A 25,152-nucleotide genomic window follows, 5' to 3' on the forward strand; every position below is an offset into this window, starting at 1 on the left:
CTGGAGCGATATTTTTATTTTTTCTTTTTAGATGGTGTCTGAATGGCAATCTTCACTTCAAAGATTGTTCCTTTCGGTTTATTATCTTTAACAGTAATGGTTCCTTTTAGGGCATCTACAATTTGCTTGGCTAGGGATAAACCTAAACCAAAACCACCTTTTTGGCGGGTTCTAGCCTTATCCACTCTATAAAAACGATCAAAAATTTTCTTCTTATCTTCTGCTGAAATACCGACTCCATTGTCGGAAACTAGCAAATAAAGATTACGATCAGTCGCTGAAATCATAAAATCAATTTCACCATCCTCCTCAGTATATTTGATAGCATTATCAAATAGGATAGTCATCAGTTGTTTCAAAAGAAGCTGATCTGTGACAATCGTTCGATGGATACGATTTTCAAAACGAAAGACACGGTCATTTTCAGAAGCAATCATCTCATAGTTTGTGAAAGTCGTATTGAAAAAACTGGTTGGAACTTCTGCAAGTTCCGGCTTAATCCCATCATCTCTACGAGCTAAGTTCAGCAAGTTTGTCGTCAAAAAACGCATATTTCGAACTTCTTCCAAACTAGAGGCAATGCTTTCGCTCACATCCATAATGGTTGCTTCTGGCTTACGAAAAAGGGTCTCTAAACGATTTTGCAAAACTGCGAGTGGAGTTCGTAACTCATGACTGGCATTTTCCACAAAGGACTGTTGCTTCTGCATGCTCTCAAGCAGAGGACGAACACTGACCCTAGCTAGATAGAGACTGGCAAGTAAAGACAAAATCCAGAAACTTGCCATCACGACCACAATCAATTTCTCGTGCTTTTGACTGGCCTGCTCCAACTGACTGGTATTAATCAAGACAGCAGCATACTTGATATTGGTTGAAACCGAACTGATATTGGTTTCCATCAAAATCATGCGATAAATTTCTTCCTGTCCATAGCTATTAAAAACTTGAATCTGATAGATATGGCCTAGTTCTTTCTTTTCTAACTTAATCTTATCCAAGCCCAAAAATCGATTTCCAGAAAGGAGCTGGGTAAAATTCTTATCAAAAAGAATGACTTCTGTGTTAGAACTGACATTGGGTTTTATCTCAGTCTTGCTAGTATCTGTAGCGGCATTCTCTAAATCTTTAATCTCTTCTGTTGCCCTATTTACAGCAAGCTGAATAACTGCCTGAGGATTTTCACTTAGTCCATGAAGCTTATCATCCACCGAAGTATAGAGACTCGAATGCATGACCTGTAAAATAATTAAGGTCATGGTAGAGAAAATAAGAGTGAAGACACCAAAGTTGCGGATAAAATAACTAAAGTCATCCGCATACCATGTTTTTTTTAGTTTACTGAACATCTTTTAAAATATACCCAACACTGCGCAAGGTTTGTAAATTCTCTGCAAAAGTGGTTCCTTTTAATTTCTTACGGACTTTTGAAACGTAAACTTCGACAACTGAAATCGTTGTGTCACTATCAAATCCCCATAGACGATCAAAAATCTGAGTTTTCGGCAAAATAACATTTTGATTTTGAAGGAAATAAACTAATAAATCAAACTCTTTCCCCAGCAATTCGACAGGAGTATCTTCAACCTTAACGGTATTTGTTGACAAATTAACTACAATATTTCCATAAGTCAAGGTATTTTCATTAAACTTACCTGAACGTTTGAGAAGGGCTTGAATCCGCATTTTGAGTTCTTCTAGGTAGAAAGGTTTGGTCAGATAATCATCCGCTCCCAATTCAAATCCATGTCCCTTGTCATCCAAACTTTCCTTTGCAGTCATGATCAGAACTGGAGTCGTAATTCCCTTTTCACGCAATTCTTTCAAAACTTGGAAGCCATTTTTTTCTGGCAACATCAAATCGAGCAAAATCAAGTCATAGACGCCACTCTCAGCTTCGTAGAGACCTTCTTCTCCATCAAATACCTGCATGACATCCGCAAAATCGTCTAAAAAGTCAAATACTGAATTTGACAGGCCTAGGTCATCCTCAACTAATAAGATTTTTATCATGAGAAACTCCTCCTTATTAAAACCATTATACCAAATTTGCCTTAAAAAAAACTCAACTCTCTGCATTTTATATGAGATAGCTGAGTTTTCTTGTTATTTTAGGCTTATTTATGCATTTCCGTATTGAAGAACGACTGCTTCCACTGCAGCTTTTTCACGGTTAATCAAGTCAACACGCGCTGCAATCTCCTTGATTCCCATACCGATGTTACGGCTAAGAGCAAGGTCAGAAAGTTGCGGTTCAAAGAATTCCTTGTACTCTGCCAAACGTTGCTGAGTCTTAAATACGTGAGCAGGAAGGATAACAAAGCTATCAAAGCTCATATCTCCTCCAAGGGCTGCCTTAATCCAAGCCCAGTTTTCACGAGCCCAAGACCATGCTGTTTCCTGAGTTGCTTGATGGCTTAAGAACTGGAAGTACCAAGCAGACAAGTCTTGTGGTTTGACCACAAATTTGTCCTTCCAAGCAGCAATCAAGGTTTGGATATTGTCCGCATCTGTACTGTAGGCAAGAGCTGCTGCCAACTGACGTTTAAAGACAGCATCTGTTGCGTGAGTATAAGTATCAAGATAAAGTGCTAACAAGTCTTTAGTCTCATGATGTTTCATCTCATTGATCAGAACTTGTGAGCGAATAGCTGCTGGAAGTCCTGCAAGATGATCCTTGTGGGCTGCGAAGATTTGGCTAGCGACTTGACTAGCTTCTGCATCATTTGAGCGAATCATCATGGAAATAGTCAACTGACGAACCAATTCATCCTCATCTGATTCGCCATCTTTAGCTTCAAAACCAAGACGGTCATAATTATGACGAGCCAATTTAGCAACCAAGACTTTGAAGGCTGTTTCAGCTTCTGTTCCTTCATCGATAAAGCGCTCAAGGGCAGAAATTACTTGAGAAACAGCTGAAACGACAAGGTAAGATTCTTCTTTAGCAAGTTTATCAAGGACTGGAAGCAAGTCAGCATAAGAAATGTGCCCTGCTTCAGCAAGCAAACGACGTTCTTGAACGATCTGCAGTTTACTTGTGTTATCAAACTCAACTAGGTCAGCAAGAATAGCATCTAACAAGTCTCCTTGATAGTCTGTAATGTAGTGGGCTGTATTTTCAGTGTTGAGACGAAGTGCTGTTTTGTTTTCAGCAAGAAGGGCTGCGTAGCCAGGGATTTCGATACTTTCAGTTTCGAGTGTATCAGGCAAGCCTTTCCAGTTGCTGTTTAGTGGCACAACCCAGAGACGGTTCTTGTCTTCGTGCTCACCAATAAAGAATTGTTTTTGTGAAATCTTCAAGACATCATTTTCAACTTTGACAGTGAGAACTGGGTAACCAGGTTGTTCCAACCAAGAATCCATGAAGGCTGCGACATCACGTCCAGACGCTTGACCAAGAGCATCCCAAAGGTCACGACCAATGGTGTTGCTGTATTGGTGTTTTTCAAAGTAGGCATGCAAACCTTTGGCAAAATCGGCATCACCTAGCCAACGACGGAGCATGTGCATGAGACGACTTCCTTTGGCATAGACGATAGCTCCATCAAAGAGCGTATTAATTTCATCTGGATGTTTAACTTCGACGTGAACAGATTGAACACCATCAGTCGCATCACGTTTCAAGGCAGACGGAACACCACCTGTTTGGAAATCTTCAAAGATATTCCAGCTTGGTTCAATAGCATCCACACAGACGTATTCCATCATGTTGGCGAAGCTTTCATTGAGCCAAAGGTCATCCCACCATTTCATAGTTACGAGGTTACCAAACCATTGGTGAGCCAATTCATGGGCCACAACAAGGGCAACTTGTTGACGGCTGGCAAAGGTAGAGTTCTCATCCACAACCAAGTAAACTTCACGGTAGGTCACAAGACCCCAGTTTTCCATAGCTCCAGCTGAGAAGTCAGGAAGGGCGATGTGGAGAGATTGAGGGATCGGGTACTTAACTCCATAGTAATCTTCGTAAAACTCGATAGAGCGAACAGCGATATCCAGTGAGAAATCAAGGTTTGATAGTGGATGAGCTTTGGTTGAATAAACACCTACGAGGGTACCGTTTTTAGTTTTAGCCGTCACACCTTGCAAATCACCTGCTACAAAGGCTAACAAGTAAGAAGACATGCGAGGTGTTGTCTCAAACTTCCAGATACCTGTTTCCTTACGTTTTTCAACATCGGTTTCTGGCATGTTAGACAAGGCCAATTCATCTTCTGCTTGGTCAAAACGTAGAGAGAGGGCAAAAGTTGCTTTAGCTTCTGGTTCATCCACACATGGGAAGGCTTCGCGGGCAAAATGGCTCTCGAATTGAGTTGACAAGACCTCCTTCTTAACTCCATCAACTGTGTAATAAGAAGGGTAAATCCCTGTCATGTTGTCTGTAATTTTTCCTGAGAAAGCGATAACCACTTCAACTTGACCAGCCTCAGCTAATTCAATATGAAGAGCTTCGTTGTCATGATCAACTGTGAATGGGCGAGCTTCCCCTGCAACTTCTACAGAAGCGATTTCCAAGTCTTTTTGGTGAAGGGAAATACGGTCACTCTGTGCTTGACCAGTAATAGTCACCTTTCCTGAAAAAGTCTTGGTCTCACGACTCAAGTCTAAAAATAAATCATAATGTTCAGGAACAAATTGCTTAATAAAATGTTCAACTGCTTGCATAGTTTTCTCCTATCTAAGTTTAAGAGCTAGAGCTCTTCTTCAAACAAACTTATTATATCATGTTTTGCTTAAGAAAAAAGGATTGGACGGTCATTTCCAAAACTTTCTTCCTTCTAATAGTCTACAGGGGGTAGACCTTGCGAAATTCTTCTAAAACAACCTTGCTTTCAGGTGTAAAAGTCAGTCCTGCTTCTCTCAACCACTCGGCGAAACAATCCTCATGAACCTGCCGCCAATAGGTCAGAGATTTGTCTCCCTCACCTTCCTTATAGGCATGTTTCGCAGAAACTTGATTAAAGGGCTGAAAGGAAACCCTTGTAATTTCGACAATGCAGACTGCCTGATTTTGACTGTCTAAAATGACATCAAATGTCCCTTCTTGCGGAAGAGATTCGCCTTCTAGTGCGTAAAGGTCGTAGGCTGAAGCCGTTGCCGTCTTTTCACCTTTAAACACCAAATCTGCTAAAAGATCTGGTTCCACTCCAAAAGCCCAAGCATCGATTTCATCTCCGATTGAAGGATTGATTTTCTTGTATGCATTCCACATTTCTTGCGGTGTCATGGGTTGCTCCTTTGTAATTTTTTACTTTCTTCTTTTATGTGTTTAAGATGATCTGGATGGTCAATCTCTAAATTAAAAATCTCCGGAATAGAGCTGTAATGAAGAATGCATTCGATACCCATCTGATTCATTTTTTGTATGAAAGAAGTATTCAGATAGCCTGCTACAGCAAAGTCAATCTTTTTCATCCTTGCTTTATCCTGCATATCTCTTAGCATATCTAACATTATTGGACTTTCCATATCATGCCATTGACTGTTTCTCACAGTCGCAAAAACAAAAGAAGTCAAATCATTCATTCCAACTACAATCTTTGAAATACCCGCTTCCAGTATCCTATACAAGTCAAAATACGCTGACGGTAATTCAATCATCGTGGCAATTTTCCCAGTAAAACCCTGCTGACGCAATACTGTAATAGATTGCTTTAACTGCTCAGCATCATTGACAAAGGGAAAGATAACAGATAGATTGGGATTGTTTTGATAAACTTCTGTAACGACATGTGCTTCAGCCTGAAATTCATCCGGACACGCCAGCAAACGCCTAGTTCCTCTATATCCAAATAAGGGATGATTTTCATCAAAATACTCTTTAGTCCCCTTTAGACAATTAGCTTCTGTATTCGTTAATTCAGAAAAACGATACCAAACTTCTTCATCTGAGTACAGGGAGCAGATAGTCTCTAGATAATCTTTTACAAATTGCTGACAACTAGGTAACAGTATGTTTTGGTTGAACTCTCTCAACAAATATTCTCCACGAATCATGCCAACATGATGAAATAGTTGTGGGTAAACTTTTTCATCAAGTTTTTCGCCACTAAGGGCAAGTTGGTTTTTCATGTCCATTCACCTCGTCTTAAAAGATACAATATCAGATATCATTATATGAAACTTTCCTCTAGTTCAAAAGCTTCATAAGGTTCAACTAACTCATATCCTAAAAATTCTGCTACTTTTTTGGAAGCCTCGTTATGAGCATCCCAAAGTGGAAACATATCTCTATTTAAACTCTCTAGAATCATTGCAGCACCAAGTTTTTTAGCAAATCCATTTCCTTGTTCGTTTGGTCTAGTAGCAACTTCCACTTCAACTGCTCCACGGTAAACTAACCCTGAGGAAATCCCAGCAATCAGTTCATTATTTTTAAGAATCACAAAGCCAAATCCACCTTTTAAAACAAAATCCTGATAGGACTCAAAATCCCCCTGTAAATCTTGTGACCATTCTTCCTCAGAAAAACTGTCATAAATATGATTATCAATAGGCACAATATTGTAATCTTCCTCTAACTGACTAACTAGATTATTTAGAAATTCAACTTGAAAATTTGCCTTATCTTTAAAAGAATAGCGAGTAAAAGACTTTAACCCCACTTTCCGATGCAGAAAATCTTGCCAATTGGTATTTTCTGAAATAATAATCTTATAATCTAAACCATATTTCCTAACAAAATCTTCCCAAAATCTGGAATCCAACTCCCCTGCTAGGTATAGAAAATTCCCAACATCATAAAAGCTTGTTGTCCTATCACTGTTTCGGTAGACAGTTCCGATTTGAGATTTAAGACCATAGAGAACCATATTTTTCTTCCATGTTTTAAATAGTTCCATTATCCCCCTACTTCACCTTCCAATTCATATACAAGGTCTTGTCCAATTCTGGAAATCCTAATAATTCAGTCTTAACCTTCAATACTAATGGCGATGCATTTTCTTCCGTGATTTTTTGAATATCCATCCAAACATATCCCAGCGAATCATTCGCACCATCAGATACAGCTTCCGAAATCGTAACTTGAGGTGCCTCCTCATTCATTTCAACATCATACAAGGCCATGACATGGTGAACCATAAAATTTTTTAATTCTTCCCTGACAAAAATATCGTAGATTCGAGGATTGGAGTAGCTTCTAACAGTGTATCCCGTCTCTTCCAAAACTTCTCTAGTCAGCGTTTCCGTCAGTCCTTCACCAAGTCGCTGACTGCCTCCAGGTAGATCATACCGATGTTGATAAGGGCCTCTCGTTTTTTCAATGCAGAGTAACTTCCCATTTTCAAAGCAAACAGCGTAGACTCCAAAGTGTCTTTTGATTTCCATCAGATCCTCCTACTTCAAAGACCAGCCACCGTCTATTGTCAGTATTTGTCCTTGCATGGCACTCGCTTTCCCACTTGCTAAGAAAAGGCTAATCTCTGCTATCTCCTCTGGTTCAATCCAGCGCTTGATTGGTGTTTCACTAGCGACCCAGGCAGCCAATCCACCTGGCTCAAAATCCGCAGCGGTCATAGCTGTCTTGACTGCTCCTGGAGCGATACCAAAGACCTGAATCCCAGCTTCAGCATAATCTAGAGCCAACTGCTTGGTAAATCCAGCCAAGGCGTGCTTCGAAGAAGTATAGGCATGTCCACCTCCACCTGCTAGGCTAGAAGCAATGGAGCACATATTGATAATAATCCCTTTTTTATTCTCCAACATTTGAGTCAAATAATACCGAGTCAACTCAACAGGAGTCACGTAGTTGATTTCAAAAATCTCATGAATTTCCTGCGCTGTCTGTTCCAAAAGTGGTTTGTAATCATCCAAAACTCCAGCAGTATTGCACAAAACATCAACCTGAGGACACCAATCAAAAATAGGCTCCAAGTTCAAGGTCAAATCTCTCTGTAAAAAGTGGAAATCACCCTCTAAGAGTGGATTTTCACCTTGGTCAACTCCATAAACTTGATAGTCCTTCTCTAAAAAAAGTCGAGCCTGAGCCAGGCCGATCCCTGAACTCACTCCCGTAATCAATACACGTCTAGTCATGCACTTCTACCCAATCCGTCGCCAAAACATCACAAGGTGTCGGACTCCACATGGAAAAACCCTCTCCCTCCCCAGAAACGTTGATTAGGAAATAGGGTGTCACTTCAAGTGCAACCCCATTTTGCTCGATAGTGTCAAAAAGTTGGACATAGTTTTCAGCACCTCCCCAACCAGTTCGTACATATTTTTTCTTAGCCTTTAACCCAGGTAGGATCTCTTCAAATGTCATGTTTTTCTCCTTTAATATCAATAATTCTTCCCTTCATTATAACAAAAACCGCTTTAAAACGGCTTTTTGACTGTGATTTATTTTATTATTCCATCATTTACATGATTACCAAGTTAATCCAGCTGCTTTAATTTCTTTCTTAGAGGCATACTTGCCATTTGGTTTATGCCATCTTCCTCTGGAATCTTTGAAATAACCACCTGAATTTGCTGATTGCGTGTTTGATTCCTGACTATCTTCCTTTTCTTGTTCTGCTTGACGAGCCTTTTCTTCCTCTTCTTTCGCCTTCTTCTCAGCTTCTGCTTTTTCCTCCGCCTCTTTCTTAGCCTTTTCCTCAGCTTCCTTATTAGCTTTTTCTTTTTCTTCTTTTACCTTTGCGTCTTCAACTAGGTTTTTAGCAGTACCATCCAAATAGTTAATTTCTGCATTAGCCGAAATATTGTCTAAAACGACATGCGTCACAGAGTACTTATCAACCTTTTCTTTACTACTTTCCAATTTAATTTCCAAGAGTTTACCATTTTCATCAATGCCTACATATTGCAACTCAATTTGTCTTGGAATCAGTTCATCTTTCTGATAAATTGGCGTCACCTTATAATCAAGATAGTAGTTAGGATGATTAGCGAGCCATGAATCTAATCGATTTTCATAGTAAAGCATGCTACTCTGGTTGTGTTCATCAGTTCCAGAATAATTTCCAGCATTGAGCCAGTTAGTCATAGGAACTAAATTTCTCTTTTCATCATTCAGACCACTAAATTGGTAGCCAATCAAATGACCTCTACTCATCAACCAAGCTTCTTCCCGGCCATCCCCATAAAAGAATTTATAATTGTGCCAACCGACTGGATCATAGGTCAACTTTGTTTCTCTCTTATCAGTAGGTTCATCACTATCCTTGAGCTGAATATGAGCCCCAGTCGCACGATTTTTAGAATCCAATTCTCCTAGCTCAAGTTTTTTCTTGTTTTTAAACGGCAATAGACCAGCTTCTTTAAACAACTTTTCATCAAACTTAGCTTGTTTTTGTTCCACTTTTGCTTCTGAAACTTTTGTCTCTTTCTTATAACCAGAACAAGCCGCCAAAGTAAAGACTGATAAAAAGATTAGACTCGCATAAACCAACTTCTTCATATTTAACATCCTTTAGCATTTTTATTCCATTTTACTATAATATATCAAAACAATCAATCGTATCATATATCATTATTGTTAAAAACTGCTTTAAAACGGCTTTTTGACTGTGATTTATTTACATCTGCTTCTACTTACGGCAAATTATTCCCTGCAGCAAGATAAATTTCATACCATTCTTTTCTTGTTAAGCTAAAGTTTGTCGCTTGACTAACTTCTCTCAAGTGCTTAGGATTTGTTGTACCTACGACTGCCTGCATTTTTGCTGGATAACGCAATATCCAAGAAATGGCAATAGTTGAAGGGGTTACTCCATATTTAATAGCTAAACGATCAAGTACTTGATTTAAAACTTGAAATTTCTCATTTCCAACAAAATTCCCTTTAAAATACCCGAATTGTAAGACAGACCATGCTTGAATGACCACATCGTGTAATTTGCAATATTCAAAAATGCTGCCATCTCGCATAGCTGCTTGACTATCTTCCATATTAACATGAAAACCTGATTCGAATCCTGGAGTAAAAGCCGCACTCAATTGTAGCTGATTAACAGTTAGCGGCTGCTTGACATCTTTTTTAAGCAACTTCATCATCATAGGATTTTGATTAGAAACTCCAAAATTTCGAACCTTACCTTGTTTATAAAGGAGATCAAAGGCTTCTGCTACTTGGTCAGATTCCATCAAAGCATCTGGTCGATGAAGAAGCAAGCTATCTAGATGATCAATCTTCAATCTTTGCAAAATACCGTCTACTGATTTTATAATATAGTCCTTAGAAAAATCAAAATAGGTAAATTCTTCAATGCGAATGCCACATTTTGACTGAATCCACATCTCTTCTCTTAAATCTGGACGATTTTTTAGGACAAGACCTAACAGTTCTTCACAACGACCACGACCATATATATCAGCCAAGTCGAAAGCATTGATTCCAACAGAAAGTGCTGTTTCTACAAGCTCTTCAACTTCTTTTACAGACTTATCTTCTATTCTCATCATTCCAAGAACAATTTCTGATAATTCTTTGTAATCTTGACCAAGAGTTATGTATCTCATCAAATTTTTCTCCTTTAATTTCTAACATTCTTCCCTTCATTATAACAAAAAACCGCTTTGCAACGGCTTTTTGACTATATTTCACTCCATTTTATCTTCTTAAACCCACGGAACAAGAGAAAAATGCCAATAAAAAGAACAGCTAAAGGAATGAATTTTGTAAGGAAAACATTTGAAATTCCCATCCACTCATAGTAACGAAGCAGAGAACCTACCACAAGATGGGCAATAATCATACTAACAAAGGGACGAAAAATCGGTTCTTTCCAATTCCAAATACTGATGACTAGGGAAATCGTAAAGACAGACAAACTATCCCAGGGAGCAGGAAGATAAAATGCTCCTTCTTGTACAAAACTTCCTATTCCTACATATCCCAGAACAACTAGCAGAACAAGAATCCCAACGACAATATAGGTGCCAATTTTCATTTTAGGAGAATCTTGGACTAAGCCCCAACGTAAGATTGTGGCCACAAGAGCAAATCCAATCAGAAAAAGAAGAAGTTGCCCTAAAAAAGTAAACAAATTGACTGTTAAGAGAGGACCTTTAGAAAAATCACCCAGTAGATGATAGTAACGTAATATCGCTAGGACAAAAATTGGTGTCAAAAGGGACTCCTTGATAGAACTGCGTGGTGCTTCCTTGAGAATCTCTTTCATTATTTTTTTAGGATTCTTACCTAAATAATCCTCTGCACTCATGCCATCTCGTTCTGCTTCTGAGAAATCTAACATCATCAAATAAATCTGCTCTCTGAGATAGTCCTCATCATAGAGAAATCCAGCAAGATTAAAACTATCCCACAGTTCCTCAAAATACTGCTGATTCTCCTCAGAAAACTCATGCAGCAAAGCGCTTGTTTCTTCGTAATACTTCATTTTCTTCATGGTTTAACCCCCATTCTTAATTCCTTCTACTTTTTGACTCAAATCGTCCCATTGTTGCCAAAAGACTGAGACACGCTCTTCTCCTTCTTTAGTTAACGAAAAATACTTTCGATCTGGACCATCTGGCGATGGGCGCATATCGCCTCTTATCCATTGATTTTTTTCTAACTTTTGCAACAAAGGATAAATAGTTCCTGGAACGATAGTATCAAATCCAGCCTCTCGCAAAGTCTGAACCAACTCATAACCATATCGCTCTTTTTGACCAATCATATCCAAGACACAACCTTCAAGAACACCTTTTAATAGTTGAGTTTCCTTCATCCCTTCTCCCTTCTAATCTACTTTGTAATACCTACTAGTAGTTTCATCTATAGTATACTACTTTCATACTAGTTTGTAAAGCATAATAGTCAAATAAAAAAACAGAACTAGCCTGAACTAGTCCTGTCTATTTTTACCCAATCACACTTCCGTTTGGTACAGCTGGATCAACTGTAAGAAGGGTTAATTTTCCATCATGTTCAGCTGAGAGAATCATCCCTTGGCTGACATATTTCTTCATCATCTTACGCGGTTTGAGGTTGGCAACGATTTGGACTTTCTTGCCAACCAATTCTTGTTCATTTGGATAGTACTTCGCAATTCCTGAAAGGATTTGACGGTCTTCACCATCACCTGCATCTAGGCGGAATTGAAGCAACTTATCAGAACCTTCTACTTTGGAAACTTCTTTGACTTCTGCAACACGAATTTCAACCTTGTCAAAGTCTTCAAACTTAATTTCTTCCTTGTTTAGTTTGAGTTCGACTTCGTCTGGATTCCATTCTTTTTCGACTGCTGGTTTGTTGCCTTCCATTTGTTCCTTGATATAGGCGATTTCTTCTTCCATATCCAGACGTGGGAAGATTGGAGTTCCTTTGGCAACTACAGTCACATCTGCTGGGAAATCAGCCAATCTCAAGTCCTCAAGGCTCGCTACTTCTTCCAAGCCAAGTTGAGTCAAGACTGCACGACTGGTTTCCATCATAAATGGTTCAATCAAGTGAGCAACGACACGAAGGCTGGCTGCCAAGTGGCTCATAACACTTGCCAATTGGTCACGAAGTGCTTCATCCTTAGCCAATACCCATGGAGCTGTCTCGTCGATGTATTTATTAGTACGAGAGATAAGAGTCCATACTGCTTCTAGGGCACGTGGGTAGTCAACTGCTTCCATGTGTGTATGGTAGTCAGCGATTGATTCAGCAGCTACTTGAGCAAGAGCATTGTCAAATTCTGTCACACCTTCCACATAGGCTGGAATTTGCCCATCAAAGTACTTGTTAATCATAGAAACCGTACGGTTGAGGAGGTTTCCAAGGTCATTGGCCAATTCGTAGTTGATACGTCCTACATAGTCTTCTGGAGTGAAGGTTCCGTCTGAACCAACTGGAAGGCTACGCATGAGGTAGTAGCGAAGTGGATCTAATCCAAAACGCTCTATCAACATTTCAGGATAGACAACGTTCCCCTTAGACTTAGACATCTTACCATCTTTCATGACAAACCAACCATGACCAATCAAACGTTCTGGCAATTTGATATCCAACATCATAAGAAGGATTGGCCAGTAGATTGAGTGAAAACGAAGGATGTCTTTTCCAACCATATGGAAGACTGTTCCGTTCCAGAACTTGTCAAAGTTAGCGTGTTCGTCTTGATCGTAGCCAAGAGCTGTCACATAGTTGAGTAGAGCATCAAACCAAACATAGACAACGTGTTTTGGATTTGATGGGACTGGTACACCCCAGGTAAAGGTGGTACGAGATACCGCTAAATCCTCTAAACCTGGTTCGATGAAGTTGCGAAGCATTTCATTCAGACGACCATCTGGAGTGATAAATTCAGGATGGGCTTTGAAAAAGTCTACCAAACGATCTTGGTATTTGCTGAGGCGAAGGAAGTAAGACTCTTCAGATACCCATTCAACCTCGTGACCTGATGGAGCGATACCACCAGTCACATTTCCAGCTTCGTCACGGAAAACTTCCGCAAGTTGGCTTTCTGTAAAGAATTCTTCATCTGAGACTGAATACCAACCAGAGTATTCACCCAAGTAAATATCATCTTGAGCCAACAAGCGTTCAAAGACTTGCGCCACAACTTTTTCATGGTAGTCATCAGTTGTACGGATGAATTTATCGTATGAGATATCGAGTAATTGCCAGAGTTCTTTGACTCCAACTGCCATTCCATCAACATAGGCTTGTGGTGTAATGCCAGCTTCTTCTGCTTTTTGTTGAATCTTTTGACCATGCTCATCAAGACCTGTCAAATAAAAGACATCGTAGCCCATCAGGCGTTTGTAACGTGCTAGGACATCACAAGCGATGGTTGTGTAGGCAGAACCGATATGAAGTTTCCCAGATGGATAGTAAATCGGTGTTGTAATATAAAAATTCTTTTCAGACATAATTTTTCCTTTCCAGGCAAATGAAACCTGTTTTTCTAACACTTCATTATATCACATTTTTAAGGATTTTCGATAGGGAAATCCATACAAAAACAAGATAGACGAGTGTCCATCTTGTTTATTCTATTCATAACGAAGGGCTTCAATTGGATCAAGTTTCGAAGCCTTGTTGGCTGGCAAAACTCCAAAAATCATACCCACGCTAGCCGAAACTGCAAGACTAAATAGGGCAACTGGGATTGATACTCCTACTTCTATACCAGCTATCAATCCTTGCAAGAGTAGACCAGCTATAGCTGTTAAGCCTGTCGCAATGGTTAGACCAATAACTCCGCCTAGCAAAGTCAAAATCATGGATTCAATCAAAAACTGAATTAAAATATTGGCACGCGTTGCACCCAAAGCCTTACGGAGACCAATCTCACGCGTACGCTCCGTCACCGAAACCAGCATGATGTTCATAACACCAGTCCCACCAACAAAGAGGGAAATCCCCGCAATGGCACTAATAATCGTAGTTATAAAGCCGAACATTTGTTGAACTTCGTTGAAGGCTTCTGTTGCATCTGCTACCTGATACTCCCCTTGTTGGAGACCTGAAATCTCCGTCATTCTTCTTGCCAACTCTGGCCCCAAAGTCTGGCTCAAGCTGGTATCGTTAACACGAAAGACAATATTTGAAATCTCGTCTGTGTTAAAATTGACCGCAAGAGAAATATTAGTCGTAATTGGTAGTCCTCCGACTCCAAAGGTTTTTGCAGCCTTAGCTTCTTTACTTTCATAGACACCAATAACACGGTAGCTGATTTCATTTACTTCAACAATCTGATTGAGTGCATCTTTTGCTGAACCAAAAAGGCTCTTGGCTAGTTCATCATCTAGGATAATCACACTTGCAAAATCTTTATAATCTTGCTCTCTAAGACCACGACCTTCAATGATTTCATTTTCGACCGCATCCATATAAGTGACATTTCCACCTGTCATGTTAGCGTGTTCGACCTTTTTATCCTTATAGGTTAAGGTAACATTCGTCGAGTTGGTTAAATAGTAGCTATCCACTCCCTTGAGATTAGCAGCTTCCTTGACCCAAGCTTCTTGAGGTTTTGGTGGTTCAACAAAAACTTCCTCTTCTTTCCCAGAAACTGTCAAAGCTGATTGTTTTTGGGTAAAAGAACCATCTTTACTTTTAATTGGCGAGAAAAAAACATGAATATTCTTCTGTGACTTGGTCATGGTTTTATTGACCTGACGAGACATGGAATCACCTAGAGCCATAATCACAACAACTGAGGAAACACCGATAACAATCCCAATCATGGTTAAGAAAGAACGCATCTTGTGGGCCATAATGGATGAAAAGGCAAATTTCAGATTCTGCATCTTAGTTTTCCTCCTTTTCTAACTGAGCACTATCAGATGAAATAACTCCATCTCGAATGACAATCTGGCGTTTGGCATAAGCAGCGATCTCAGGCTCATGCGTTACCATGATAATGGTTGTTCCTTCTTTATTTAGTTCAACCAATAGTTGCATGATTTGATTACCTGTTTTGGTATCCAAGGCTCCTGTCGGCTCGTCAGCAAGTATAATAGAAGGATTGTTTACCAAGGCACGCGCAATAGCCACACGTTGCTTTTGACCACCAGATAATTCCGAAGGCAAATGGTGACTACGTTCAGTCAATTCAACCTTATCTAGATATTCCTCAGCTAACTTGCGCCGTTTTGAAGCTGAAACTCCTGCGTAAATCAAGGGTAATTCTACATTTTGCAGAGCATTAAGTTTGGATAGAAGAAAGAACTGTTGAAAAACAAATCCAATCTCTTGATTTCGAACTTTGGCTAGTTGTTTTTCACCTAGTCCAGCCACTTCTTGACCTTCAAGATAATACTCTCCACTGCTTGGTGTATCCAACATGCCAATCGTATTCATGAGAGTAGACTTACCAGAACCAGACGGTCCCATGATGGCAACAAACTCACCCTCATTCACTTCTAGATTGATATTTTTGAGAACCTGCAGTTCTTGGTCACCATTACGGTAACTTCTGCAGATATTTTTTAGACTAATTAGTTTCTTCATCAGCCTTCACCTCTTTTCCTTCCTCTAGAGAAGACGTTGGGTTACTGATGACCTTGACTCCATTTGTCAGACCTGAAGTGATTTCTTGGTTGTCTGCATCAGCATTGCCCAAACCAACTTCCACTTTCTTAGCCTTTTTCTGCTCGTCAAGCACCCAGACATAGTTCTTATCATTTTCAGTCACAACACTTGTTAGAGGAACCAAAATGGCTTTACTCTTATTCTTGACCTCAACGCTTACTGAAAATCCTTGTTTCAAATCACCAATTTCACTCGTAACATCAATGGTATATGGATATTTAGAGCCAGAATTACCAGCTGCTGCTGCAGCCGCTGCACTTGCTGCTTCGCCATTATTTTTAGGGTAGTCAGAAATGTAGCTAATCTTACCAGTCCAGCTCTTATCTTGGTAAACTTTAGAAGTAAAGGTTACTTCTTGTCCTACAGAGAGGTTGGCAAGGTTGTATTCAGATAGTTCCCCCTTAACTTGCAAGTTTTCATTGCTAACGACATGAACTACCACCTGGCTAGCTCCAGTTGGAGATTTAGAAACATTACGGTTGACTTCGACCACAGTTCCTTCTAGAGTGCTGAGAACTGTCATGGCATCCAACTGACTTTGAGCCTTGCTTAATTGCGCAGCTGCATCTGCACGAGCATCACGAGCATCACCTAGTTGCGCATCAATAGATGACACTGCATTTCCTGAGACTGGAGCTGGAGTTTGCCCTGCAGCTCCTTCGCCTCCTGCTGGCGTTGGCAACTGTGGAGCCGGAGCTGAAGCAGCTTCATTTCGTGCTTGATTGAGTTCATTGATATGACGATCTGCCTTCGCTACTGCTCGGCTAGCTGAATCATAGGCCGCCTGGGCTTCTGAACTACTGTACTTGACTAAAGCCTGCCCTTCACTGACTTTATCACCCACAGAAACAAGGATTTCATCTAAATCTCCCTTACTAGCATCAAAATAAACATATTGTTCATTTTTTGCTGTTACTGTCCCTGACAATAAAACAGAGGACGCCACGCTTCCTTCCTTGGCAACAACAAGATGAGTAGGCTCATCTTTTACAGCAGTCTGAGATGGTTGTCTAAAGAGCAAAATTCCCCCAGCACCTAATACAACTACACTGGCAGCACCGATTGCTGCATACAATTGCCACTTTTTAGCTTTACGATTCTTCTTCATAATGAAACTCCTTTTTGATTTAAAGTCCTTAACAATATTATATAAAAATTAGCAAATATAAACAATAACATTTCAGAACGAAATAATGACATTTCAGGATTTGATTATTGTTCGGAATTTATTTTACAATCATTGTACTAGTTATATAATACACTTTATTTTTATTTTTTGCAAGCCTTTTCTTTAATTTTTTTGAACGTAGCAGATTTTTGCAATCAAATCAAAAAAAAGATAGAATATGACTATCAAAAAATGACACTCTACTATTTCAAAGAGTACAAAGGAGTTTACAATGAGAGAATACGATATCATTGCTATCGGTGGAGGTAGCGGAGGAATTGCTACCATGAATCGTGCTGGTGAACACGGAGCCAAAGCGGCCGTTATTGAGGAAAAGAAACTAGGTGGAACCTGCGTCAACGTCGGCTGTGTTCCTAAGAAAATCATGTGGTACGGGGCACAAATCGCTGAGACTTTCCATCAATTTGGAGAAGACTACGGCTTTAAGACTACTGATCTTAACTTTGACTTTGCAACCCTACGTCGCAATCGTGAAGCCTACATTGATCGCGCTCGTTCTTCTTATGATGGCAGTTTTAAACGCAACGGTGTAGACTTGATTGAAGGTCATGCTGAATTTGTAGATTCTCATACTGTCAGCGTAAATGGTGAACTGATCCGTGCTAAACATATCGTGATCGCTACTGGTGCCCATCCAAGTATTCCAAATATTCCTGGTGCTGAGCTAGGTGGCTCTTCTGATGATGTATTTGCTTGGGAAGAATTGCCAGAGTCAGTTGCAATTCTAGGCGCTGGTTATATCGCCGTTGAATTGGCTGGCGTACTCCACACCTTTGGTGTCAAGACAGACCTCTTTGTTCGCCGCGATCGTCCTTTACGTGGTTTTGATTCTTACATCGTTGAAGGTTTGGTCAAGGAAATGGAAAGAACAAACTTACCACTTCATACTCACAAAGTCCCTGTCAAGTTAGAAAAAACTACTGATGGCATTACCATTCATTTCGAAGATGGTACTAGTCACACAGCTAGCCAAGTTATCTGGGCTACAGGTCGCCGTCCAAATGTTAAGGACTTGCAACTTGAAAAAGCTGGAGTAACTCTGAACGAACGTGGCTTTATCCAAGTGGATGAATACCAAAATACTGTTGTTGAAGGAATCTACGCTCTAGGTGATGTAACAGGCGAAAAAGAACTAACTCCAGTTGCTATCAAGGCTGGACGTACTTTATCTGAACGTCTCTTTAACGGCAAAACAACCGCTAAAATGGACTACTCAACTATTCCAACCGTTGTCTTTTCACACCCTGCTATTGGAACGGTTGGATTGACCGAAGAGCAAGCTATTAAAGAATACGGTCAAGACCAAATCAAGGTTTACAAATCAAGCTTTACTTCTATGTACTCTGCTTGCACTTGCAACCGTCAAGAAACACGTTTCAAATTGATCACAGCAGGTTCAGAAGAAAAAGTTGTCGGACTTCATGGAATTGGCTACGGTGTTGATGAAATGATTCAAGGATTTGCTGTTGCTATCAAAATGGGAGCAACCAAGGCAGACTTTGATGCAACTGTGGCGATTCACCCAACTGCATCCGAAGAATTTGTAACTATGCGTTAATCGAAACAAAAGAAGCTGATACAAATGTGTCTACTTCTTTTTTAATGTCTTACAAATCTACAAAAAAATTATCCAACTTAACCAGTAAGCAAAATCGGCCGTTACAGTTTTTGTTACCTTGGGTTTATAAATAGGTTGACAATAATTCCTCTTCGAGTATAATAGTTACTATACATCAGAAAAGAGGTTAACTATTTTGAAAAAAGCTCATGTTTATGCTATCCCTGCTATTGGAGCTGCTCTCATTGCTGTTTTGGCACAAATCAGTCTTCCAATTGGACCTGTTCCCTTCACTCTGCAAAACTTTGCAATCGGCTTGATTGCTACTGTCTTTAGACCGAGAGAGGCTGTACTTTCTGTTGGACTCTATCTTCTTCTAGGCGCTATCGGTCTTCCTGTCTTTGCAGGAGGTGGAGCAGGATTTCAGGCTTTAGTCGGCCCTACTGCAGGCTACCTTTGGTTTTATCTCGTTTATTCTGGACTTACTTCCTCTCTAACCAACAGCAAGAGTGGGATTGTCAGAATTTTTCTAGCAAATCTCTTGGGAGATACACTTGTTTTTGTCGGTGGGATCATTGGATTGCATTTCCTAGCTGGAATGGCATTTGAAAAAGCTCTTGTTGTGGGGGTTCTTCCCTTTATCATTCCAGACCTTGCTAAACTTCTAGCTATTAGTTTTATTAGCCGTCCGCTACTTCAACGCCTTAAAAATCAGGCTTACTTTACTAACTAAAAAAGGATATCGAGTTGTCATAACTCAATATCCTTTTCTTTCATTTTGAAAACTTAGTTTCCTTTAAAGGCATCCACCATTGTTTGAAATTCTTCATTGGAGAGAGTAATCCCTTTGCCCATTTTAGTATGATCTGGACTCCAAGCACGAATATCAAACTTTGCAGGGGCACCATTAAAGCTCACACGGTTGATTTCCTTGGTCCAACCTTTTTCGTTTTCAGAAAGAGTCAACAAGTGCTCTTCGATTTCAAATGTAAATTCTGCCATTTTCTTCTCCTTTTTTAGCTTTCATTTGATTATTCGTAAAATCTTGTAGATTTTACGAAAATTTTATATAATATTGATATAAAAGAAGGGAGGCCACTATGAGACATAAATTCCAGCAAGTTCTAGATAAAATACATGACTTTTTAAATGGACATGACCAACCTGACCATACTGAAAGCAACTCCCTTACAGCTACTATTGAAGAGGCTATCCAGAAACAAAGCGCTGTTCACCTTATCTTGTCTGAGGCAAGCTTTACAGGTGACATCATCAAATACGATCAACAGCGCCAGCAAATTATTGTGAAAAATTTTGCCAAAAATGTGACCCGTATTATCCGTATAAGCGATATTCAACGCCTGCGATTTGTCCCTTCAACTGTCCAAACAGCCCAAAAAAATAGATTTAAGAAAGAGTGAGATGTAGTTGCTTCATCCCACTCTTTTTTCTTAGCGAATTTGTTCAAAATGTAAATGAACTGCGATATGATCTCCATAACCACTTCTTTCCAAGTCACGTTGTAGACGATAGGAAATGTAGTGTTCTGCAATGGTAATGTAACCTGCACCTAGTAGACGATGTTCAACCATAGACTGAATCATGCTGATGGTAGCACGTTCCACCTTGGCTTCTTCCAAATCCAAAACCACTTTCTTAGTGACTTGTGCAAGGTTTTGACGCAAATCATCTGTCAATACATAGACAGTCTGGGCTGCCTTTAAGATAGCTTGGTAAATCTTATCTGGATTAAATTCAGCAATTTCTCCATCACGTTTGATTACTTGCATAGGTTTCTCCTTTATTATTTGTTTTCTTTAATTTCTGCCAGCATTTTTTCTTCTTCTGCTGTCAGTTGATAATGTTCAAGCAAATCCGGTCTGCGTTCATAGGTTTTCTTTAAACTCTCATACAGGCGCCACTGACGAATCTTTTCATGGTGTCCACTCATCAGTACATCTGGCACGACCATCCCTCGATAATCATAAGGGCGTGTGTACTGAGGGTATTCGAGAAGGCCTGAAGAAAAACTATCATCTTGGTGGCTAGACTCCTTGCCAATCACTTCTGGAATCAGGCGAACCGTCGCATCAATCATGGTCATGGCTGCCAATTCTCCACCAGTCAGGACATAGTCCCCCAGGGAAATCTCATCTGTCACCAAGGTCTTAATGCGCTCATCATAACCCTCGTAGTGCCCACAGATAAAGATTAGCTCTTCCTCTTGAGACAAATCCTCGGCATAAGCTTGATCAAACTGCTTTCCAGCAGGATCGAGGAGAATGACGCGCGGATTTTTCTTTTCAATAGCATCAAAGGCATCGAAAATGGGTTGTGCTCGGAGCAACATCCCCTGACCGCCTCCGTAGGGCTCATCGTCGACATGGCGGGCCTTTTCAGCATTTTCTCGAAAATTATGATACTGGATATCCAAGAGCCCCTTTTCTCGAGCCTTTCCAACGATTGAGTGCTCTAGCGGAGAAAACATCTCTGGAAAAAGGGTTAAAATATCAATCTTCATCGTCTAACCCTTCTAAGATTTCTACATCGACGCGGTTATTTGGAATATCAACATTTAGAACCACTGGTGGGATATAAGGCAAGAGCAAGTCACGCTTGCCTTTTCGCTTAACCACCCAGACATCGTTGGCACCTGGTTGCAGGATTTCCTTGATGGTTCCAATCAAGTTATCACCCTCATAGACTTCCAAACCGATAATCTCGTGATAATAAAATTCACCTTCGTCTAGGTCATTCAAATTTTCCTCAGCAACCTTGAGACTGTATCCCTTGTACTTTTCAATAGCATTGATATGGTACATATCTTTGAATTTAATGATATCAAAGTTCTTCTGTTTACGATGGCTAGCGATGGTCACTGTTTGAACAAACTGATCTTTTTCATCAAATAAGGCTAGCTCAGTACCTTTTTTAAACCGTTCTTCTGCAAAATCCGTCACAGACAAGACTCGCATCTCACCCTGCAACCCTTGCGTATTGACGATTTTCCCAACATTAAAGTAGTTCATCTTGTCTCCTGTACTCTATTTCTATCCATCTTATTCGGACAATTCTCGAATAATAGTCACAATTTTTTCTGATTCTGACCATTGTAAATAATGGTGATTCCCTCCTAAAATGAGTTTAGTATTGGAAGTCCAATATTCTGATTCTCTGTACTCTTTTTCTCTATAAGGCTGACAAAAAATAAATACAGGGATATAAGATTCTATAGATACATTCTCAAAATCTTCCTCAGTAATCTCTCCAGATATCTGAAATCCTGTATCTTGATTTTCCAACTCTGAACCTTTTTCTTGCATTATTTCCCAGATTTCTTTATTAATCTCAGGGCTAAATGTTGCTTGAGTTAAGTTCTTAAAATAAAGTTCAGGACCACACTCGTCAATTAGCCTCATCTGCTCTTCCATTTCTGGATAAGGATTTTCTGAAAAATCAGCAAACATGACTTTTTTAGTTGTCGGTTCAATTGCTACTAAAGCCTGACACTTAATTGGTTTGTTGAGCAATTTGCAAGCTAAAATTCCACTCAAACTATGTGCACAAAGTATATATTCAGAAATCGCCAATTCTTCAAGTACTTCATAAACCGCATCTGCAAGATTATCCAGATTTTTTCCAGCTTGGTCATGAATCGGACTTCTACCTGTGTTTGGAAAATCAATTGTCAAATAACCAATTGTGGGAGGAAGTTTTTCGAGTATAAGTGAAAAATTTTCATAACTTGGTAGCAAACCTGCGCCACTTAAACAAATTAGCATTTTCTTTTGCTTTTGATAAGTAACAGAGAGACTACCAATTTCTGTAGATACTTCAATCCTATTCATAAAGAAATCCACTCATTCTGTATAATGAATTATTAAAAATCCTTATCCTTTATTTTATCACGTTCCAGGGATTTTCACAAGTTAGAGGAAGAGGACATCAACTCTCCTTCCCCTTCAAAAAACCTTCCAAATCACGTTCATGTTGGTACTTAATAGATGCAGTTTTGTCTTTCTCAAAGATGGTTTTAGTTAGGTCAATATGGTTGATGGCTGCGATTGCGACGGTGTAGTGAATGATATCAGCCAGTTCTTTAGCAAGTTCCTCGTTCGAATCTTGAACTCCCTCTTTTCGACCAGAGCATCCATTCAAAACTTCGGCTACTTCTCCGACTTCCTCCACTAGCTTGATAAAAAGACCTTCCTCAGTCCGAGACTGCTGGTAATGTTCGAGTAAGTAGCCTTGTAATTGTCTAAACGTTAAATCCTTCATATCCTGCTCCTTGCAAAAAAAGCGAGACATTCGTCCCGCCCTTCTTATTTTTCGTCAATAACGATTCTTACTTTTTTGTCTTCAGTTGGGACAGAGTAGACAATCGTTCTTATCGCAGAAATAGTGCGACCCTTACGACCGATTACACGACCCACATCGCTTTGATCAAGATCCAAATGATATTCCAAAAATTCTGGTGTATCTTCAATCTTGATAGTTAAGGCATCTGGTTGTGAAATCAAGGGTTTCACAATCGCAATAATGAGATTTTCAATCGTATCCATCTGTCAACCTACTTTAAACTTATTTTGAGAATTTAGAATCGTGGAATTTCTTCAATACGCCTTCTTTTGAAAGGATGTTACGAACTGTATCTGAAGGTTGAGCTCCATCAGCCAACCATGCAAGAACGCGATCTTCTTTCAAAGTTACTTGGTTTTCAGCAACAAGTGGGTTGTAAGTTCCAACTGTTTCGATGAAACGTCCGTCACGTGGTGAACGTGAATCTGCTACGTTGATACGGTAGAAAGGTTTTTTCTTAGAACCCATACGAGTCAAACGGATTTTAACTGCCATTTTTAAAGTCTCTTTTCTTATTTTTTATTTCGGTGAAATAGCTGAGCTATTTAGCACATGTTCTATTATATCAGATTTCTGACAGGTGTCAAGAAAAAAACTTGACAGACTATAAAATTTTTAAATCATTTACAAATTTGTTAGAATAGAAAATAAAAGTTTGAAAGAGGCTATCCGTGAATACTATTTTAGAAAAATTTTATAAAGACCACCAAGTCAAACCCTTCATCACTCCTGAACGAGATTTGGATGCTTGGCTCCTAAATCCCAAGCCCGTTCCTAAGCGAAATATGGAATTATTAACAGATGATTTACTAGCAGGAGATATCATTCTACTCTGGAGAATCCAGTTTGGCACTTTTGCCACCGAAACCTGGTTTCCTAAATACTTTGAGTACACTTATGGCATTGAGGCCCCAAAACATCTAAAAACTCTAGTAGAAAAAGGTTATACTGTCATTGAAACTGCTTTTGATTCACTTGACCATCTAAATGCTACAATGAAAAAGAATATTTTGAAAAGCAAGGGAATTACAGAACTATCTAAGATGAAGGTTGCCGACCTGAATCAAGCCCTTCATGACAACTTTTCAGAAGAAGAATTAGCAAGTCACTTTTCGATTCGTGGCTACAAATTGACTCCAAAGGGAGAGCAGATACTGGAACAGTACCAGGAAATTATCGACCGTCATCCAAAGAAAAATCTTTAATCAACCAAGTCAGGTTGATTTTTTTGTAAATCATCTAAAACACTTATAAAACATTACAATTATTGACAAATACTTACAAAAGAGGTATATTAGTATTGAAAGAGGGAATTCATATGTACCAAGAACAACGATTAGAAGAAATCATTAAACTTTTAGAAGATAGAGGAAGTCTATCAGCAAAAGAAATGGTTGACTATTTCCAAGTATCCAAAGATACCATCCGCAGAGATTTTTCTATTCTCGCAAAAGAGAAACGAGCAAAAAGAACTCATGGAGGTTTATTGCCAATTCAAAAGCAAAGGATTCTTGGTTTTCAAGGTCGAGCAGAACAATCTTCCAAAGAAAAAGAGAAAATTGCTCATTTAGCTACCCAACTTATTTCTGAATCACAATTAATTTTCTATGATGTTTCAACAACTGTACTTGAGTTAGCAAAAATAACAGATAAAAAAGTTACTATTTTCAGCCATTCATTAGATAATGCGCTTATTCTAGGAGGGAAAGAAAATGTCGATTTTCACATTCTAGGTGGACGATTTCATAAAGAGAATCGTTTCTATTACTCATTAGAAGAATCAGAGATTTTAAACTCTATTAAGTTTGATTTAGCTTTTTTTGGAGCTGCAAGTCTTTCAGATGGTCAAGTTAGTTTTGAAGACCAAGAAGATGTTCTAATGAAAAAGAGAGCATTTAAAACAAGCAAAACTCGTGTCTTACTGGCTGAAACCAGTAAAATAAGCAAACACTCTCACTTTATTCTTTCTGAACTAGCTGATTTTGATTATTGGATTACAGACAAAGAACCCGATATAGAAATTCAGAAATCTTTAGATGGTAAAACAACTATTCTATTTTAAAAGAG

29 protein-coding genes and 1 pseudogene are annotated in these 25,152 nt (G+C 39.3%); 5 read left to right on the forward strand and 25 right to left on the reverse strand.

The window, feature by feature from the left end; all coding sequences use genetic code 11:
- Positions 1–14: 14 nt before the first annotated feature.
- The 17 genes and pseudogenes from ciaH to N8O43_RS01805 form a co-directional block, all read right to left on the reverse strand.
- Positions 15–1,349, reverse strand: a complete 1,335-nt coding sequence (gene ciaH, locus N8O43_RS01725) for a two-component system sensor histidine kinase CiaH (RefSeq protein WP_261089211.1) — start codon at positions 1,347–1,349, stop codon at positions 15–17.
- A complete protein-coding gene (gene ciaR / locus N8O43_RS01730; protein ID WP_000590639.1) occupies positions 1,339–2,013 on the reverse strand; it encodes a two-component system response regulator CiaR in 675 nt (224 codons plus the stop codon). Before ciaR ends, ciaH begins: the two co-directional genes overlap by 11 nt.
- Positions 2,014–2,121: 108 nt before the next feature.
- Positions 2,122–4,668: a M1 family metallopeptidase gene (locus tag N8O43_RS01735; protein WP_261089214.1), complete on the reverse strand. Its 2,547-nt coding sequence runs from the start codon at positions 4,666–4,668 to the stop codon at positions 2,122–2,124.
- A 121-nt stretch (positions 4,669–4,789) separates the two neighbouring features.
- Entirely contained in the window at positions 4,790–5,230 is a 441-nt protein-coding gene (locus tag N8O43_RS01740) for an ASCH domain-containing protein (protein ID WP_261089219.1), read from the reverse strand.
- Positions 5,172–6,075, reverse strand: a pseudogene (locus N8O43_RS01745) (putative PEP-binding protein). Before N8O43_RS01745 ends, N8O43_RS01740 begins: the two are co-directional and overlap by 59 nt.
- 41 nt (positions 6,076–6,116) lie before the next feature.
- Entirely contained in the window at positions 6,117–6,845 is a 729-nt protein-coding gene (locus N8O43_RS01750) for a GNAT family N-acetyltransferase (RefSeq protein ID WP_261008818.1), read from the reverse strand.
- A 7-nt stretch (positions 6,846–6,852) separates the two neighbouring features.
- Positions 6,853–7,332, reverse strand: a complete 480-nt coding sequence (locus tag N8O43_RS01755; RefSeq protein ID WP_261008819.1) for an NUDIX hydrolase — start codon at positions 7,330–7,332, stop codon at positions 6,853–6,855.
- A gap of 9 nt (positions 7,333–7,341) precedes the next feature.
- Complete coding sequence (locus N8O43_RS01760) at positions 7,342–8,040, reverse strand: 3-oxoacyl-ACP reductase (protein WP_261066857.1); 699 nt, start codon at positions 8,038–8,040, stop codon at positions 7,342–7,344.
- Positions 8,033–8,269, reverse strand: coding sequence for a DUF2829 domain-containing protein (locus N8O43_RS01765; protein ID WP_000141913.1), 237 nt, complete (start codon positions 8,267–8,269; stop codon positions 8,033–8,035). The genes N8O43_RS01760 and N8O43_RS01765 overlap by 8 nt, the downstream gene beginning before the upstream one ends.
- 105 nt (positions 8,270–8,374) lie before the next feature.
- Positions 8,375–9,406: a DNA/RNA non-specific endonuclease gene (locus tag N8O43_RS01770; RefSeq protein ID WP_261089222.1), complete on the reverse strand. Its 1,032-nt coding sequence runs from the start codon at positions 9,404–9,406 to the stop codon at positions 8,375–8,377.
- Between the two features lie 134 nt (positions 9,407–9,540).
- Complete coding sequence (locus N8O43_RS01775) at positions 9,541–10,467, reverse strand: aldo/keto reductase (RefSeq protein ID WP_261089224.1); 927 nt, start codon at positions 10,465–10,467, stop codon at positions 9,541–9,543.
- Positions 10,468–10,541: 74 nt separating this feature from the next.
- On the reverse strand, positions 10,542–11,357 hold the full coding sequence (locus N8O43_RS01780) for a DUF1129 domain-containing protein (protein WP_261089226.1): 816 nt from the start codon (positions 11,355–11,357) through the stop codon (positions 10,542–10,544).
- 3 nt (positions 11,358–11,360) lie between these two features.
- On the reverse strand, positions 11,361–11,681 hold the full coding sequence (locus tag N8O43_RS01785) for a PadR family transcriptional regulator (protein ID WP_000665422.1): 321 nt from the start codon (positions 11,679–11,681) through the stop codon (positions 11,361–11,363).
- Positions 11,682–11,814: 133 nt separating this feature from the next.
- Positions 11,815–13,812, reverse strand: a complete 1,998-nt coding sequence (gene metG, locus N8O43_RS01790; protein ID WP_261089227.1) for a methionine--tRNA ligase — start codon at positions 13,810–13,812, stop codon at positions 11,815–11,817.
- 123 nt (positions 13,813–13,935) lie between these two features.
- Entirely contained in the window at positions 13,936–15,195 is a 1,260-nt protein-coding gene (locus N8O43_RS01795) for an ABC transporter permease (protein ID WP_261008823.1), read from the reverse strand.
- A 1-nt stretch (position 15,196) separates the two neighbouring features.
- On the reverse strand, positions 15,197–15,898 hold the full coding sequence (locus N8O43_RS01800) for an ABC transporter ATP-binding protein (RefSeq protein ID WP_261089228.1): 702 nt from the start codon (positions 15,896–15,898) through the stop codon (positions 15,197–15,199).
- Positions 15,882–17,090 (reverse strand): efflux RND transporter periplasmic adaptor subunit, encoded by a 1,209-nt coding sequence (locus N8O43_RS01805; RefSeq protein ID WP_261089460.1) that lies wholly within the window; start codon positions 17,088–17,090, stop codon positions 15,882–15,884. Before N8O43_RS01805 ends, N8O43_RS01800 begins: the two co-directional genes overlap by 17 nt.
- A 289-nt stretch (positions 17,091–17,379) precedes the next feature.
- Here N8O43_RS01805 and gor point away from each other — a divergent pair, with 289 nt between their 5' ends.
- Both gor and N8O43_RS01815 read left to right on the forward strand, forming a co-directional pair.
- The gene (gene gor / locus N8O43_RS01810) at positions 17,380–18,726 is read left to right on the forward strand and encodes a glutathione-disulfide reductase (RefSeq protein ID WP_261089229.1); all 1,347 of its coding nucleotides are present in this window, start codon (positions 17,380–17,382) and stop codon (positions 18,724–18,726) included.
- Positions 18,727–18,922: 196 nt separating this feature from the next.
- Entirely contained in the window at positions 18,923–19,459 is a 537-nt protein-coding gene (locus N8O43_RS01815) for a biotin transporter BioY (RefSeq protein WP_261089230.1), read from the forward strand.
- A gap of 53 nt (positions 19,460–19,512) precedes the next feature.
- Here the strand turns inward: N8O43_RS01815 and N8O43_RS01820 are convergent, their stop codons facing one another.
- Positions 19,513–19,728 (reverse strand): YdbC family protein, encoded by a 216-nt coding sequence (locus N8O43_RS01820; RefSeq protein WP_000807422.1) that lies wholly within the window; start codon positions 19,726–19,728, stop codon positions 19,513–19,515.
- Between the two features lie 98 nt (positions 19,729–19,826).
- On the opposite strand from N8O43_RS01820, the gene N8O43_RS01825 reads away from it, so the two are divergent.
- Positions 19,827–20,147: a hypothetical protein gene (locus tag N8O43_RS01825; protein WP_153219394.1), complete on the forward strand. Its 321-nt coding sequence runs from the start codon at positions 19,827–19,829 to the stop codon at positions 20,145–20,147.
- 30 nt (positions 20,148–20,177) lie between these two features.
- Here the strand turns inward: N8O43_RS01825 and N8O43_RS01830 are convergent, their stop codons facing one another.
- The 7 genes from N8O43_RS01830 to rpsP form a co-directional block, all read right to left on the reverse strand.
- Entirely contained in the window at positions 20,178–20,516 is a 339-nt protein-coding gene (locus tag N8O43_RS01830) for an ATP cone domain-containing protein (protein ID WP_001196040.1), read from the reverse strand.
- Positions 20,517–20,530: 14 nt separating this feature from the next.
- A complete protein-coding gene (trmD, locus tag N8O43_RS01835; RefSeq protein ID WP_049542955.1) occupies positions 20,531–21,247 on the reverse strand; it encodes a tRNA (guanosine(37)-N1)-methyltransferase TrmD in 717 nt (238 codons plus the stop codon).
- Positions 21,237–21,755 carry a ribosome maturation factor RimM gene (gene rimM, locus N8O43_RS01840; RefSeq protein WP_049542953.1) on the reverse strand — a complete coding sequence of 173 codons (519 nt, stop codon included), beginning with the start codon at positions 21,753–21,755 and terminating at the stop codon, positions 21,237–21,239. Before rimM ends, trmD begins: the two co-directional genes overlap by 11 nt.
- Before the next feature lie 30 nt (positions 21,756–21,785).
- Positions 21,786–22,574: an alpha/beta fold hydrolase gene (locus tag N8O43_RS01845; RefSeq protein ID WP_261089231.1), complete on the reverse strand. Its 789-nt coding sequence runs from the start codon at positions 22,572–22,574 to the stop codon at positions 21,786–21,788.
- Between the two features lie 97 nt (positions 22,575–22,671).
- Positions 22,672–23,004: a MazG nucleotide pyrophosphohydrolase domain-containing protein gene (locus N8O43_RS01850; protein WP_261089232.1), complete on the reverse strand. Its 333-nt coding sequence runs from the start codon at positions 23,002–23,004 to the stop codon at positions 22,672–22,674.
- Between the two features lie 44 nt (positions 23,005–23,048).
- Complete coding sequence (gene kphA, locus N8O43_RS01855) at positions 23,049–23,288, reverse strand: RNA-binding protein KphA (protein ID WP_000379617.1); 240 nt, start codon at positions 23,286–23,288, stop codon at positions 23,049–23,051.
- 19 nt (positions 23,289–23,307) lie between these two features.
- Entirely contained in the window at positions 23,308–23,580 is a 273-nt protein-coding gene (gene rpsP / locus N8O43_RS01860; RefSeq protein ID WP_000268760.1) for a 30S ribosomal protein S16, read from the reverse strand.
- A 176-nt stretch (positions 23,581–23,756) separates the two neighbouring features.
- Here rpsP and N8O43_RS01865 point away from each other — a divergent pair, with 176 nt between their 5' ends.
- Together N8O43_RS01865 and N8O43_RS01870 are read left to right on the forward strand one after the other, a co-directional pair.
- Positions 23,757–24,290 carry a hypothetical protein gene (locus N8O43_RS01865; protein WP_261089233.1) on the forward strand — a complete coding sequence of 178 codons (534 nt, stop codon included), beginning with the start codon at positions 23,757–23,759 and terminating at the stop codon, positions 24,288–24,290.
- Between the two features lie 113 nt (positions 24,291–24,403).
- Positions 24,404–25,147 carry a DeoR/GlpR family DNA-binding transcription regulator gene (locus N8O43_RS01870; RefSeq protein WP_261089235.1) on the forward strand — a complete coding sequence of 248 codons (744 nt, stop codon included), beginning with the start codon at positions 24,404–24,406 and terminating at the stop codon, positions 25,145–25,147.
- The last annotated feature ends 5 nt before the right edge of the window (positions 25,148–25,152 follow it).

The sequence above is a fragment of the Streptococcus mitis genome (assembly GCF_946190335.1).
GTDB classification, from domain to species: domain Bacteria; phylum Bacillota; class Bacilli; order Lactobacillales; family Streptococcaceae; genus Streptococcus; species Streptococcus mitis_CH.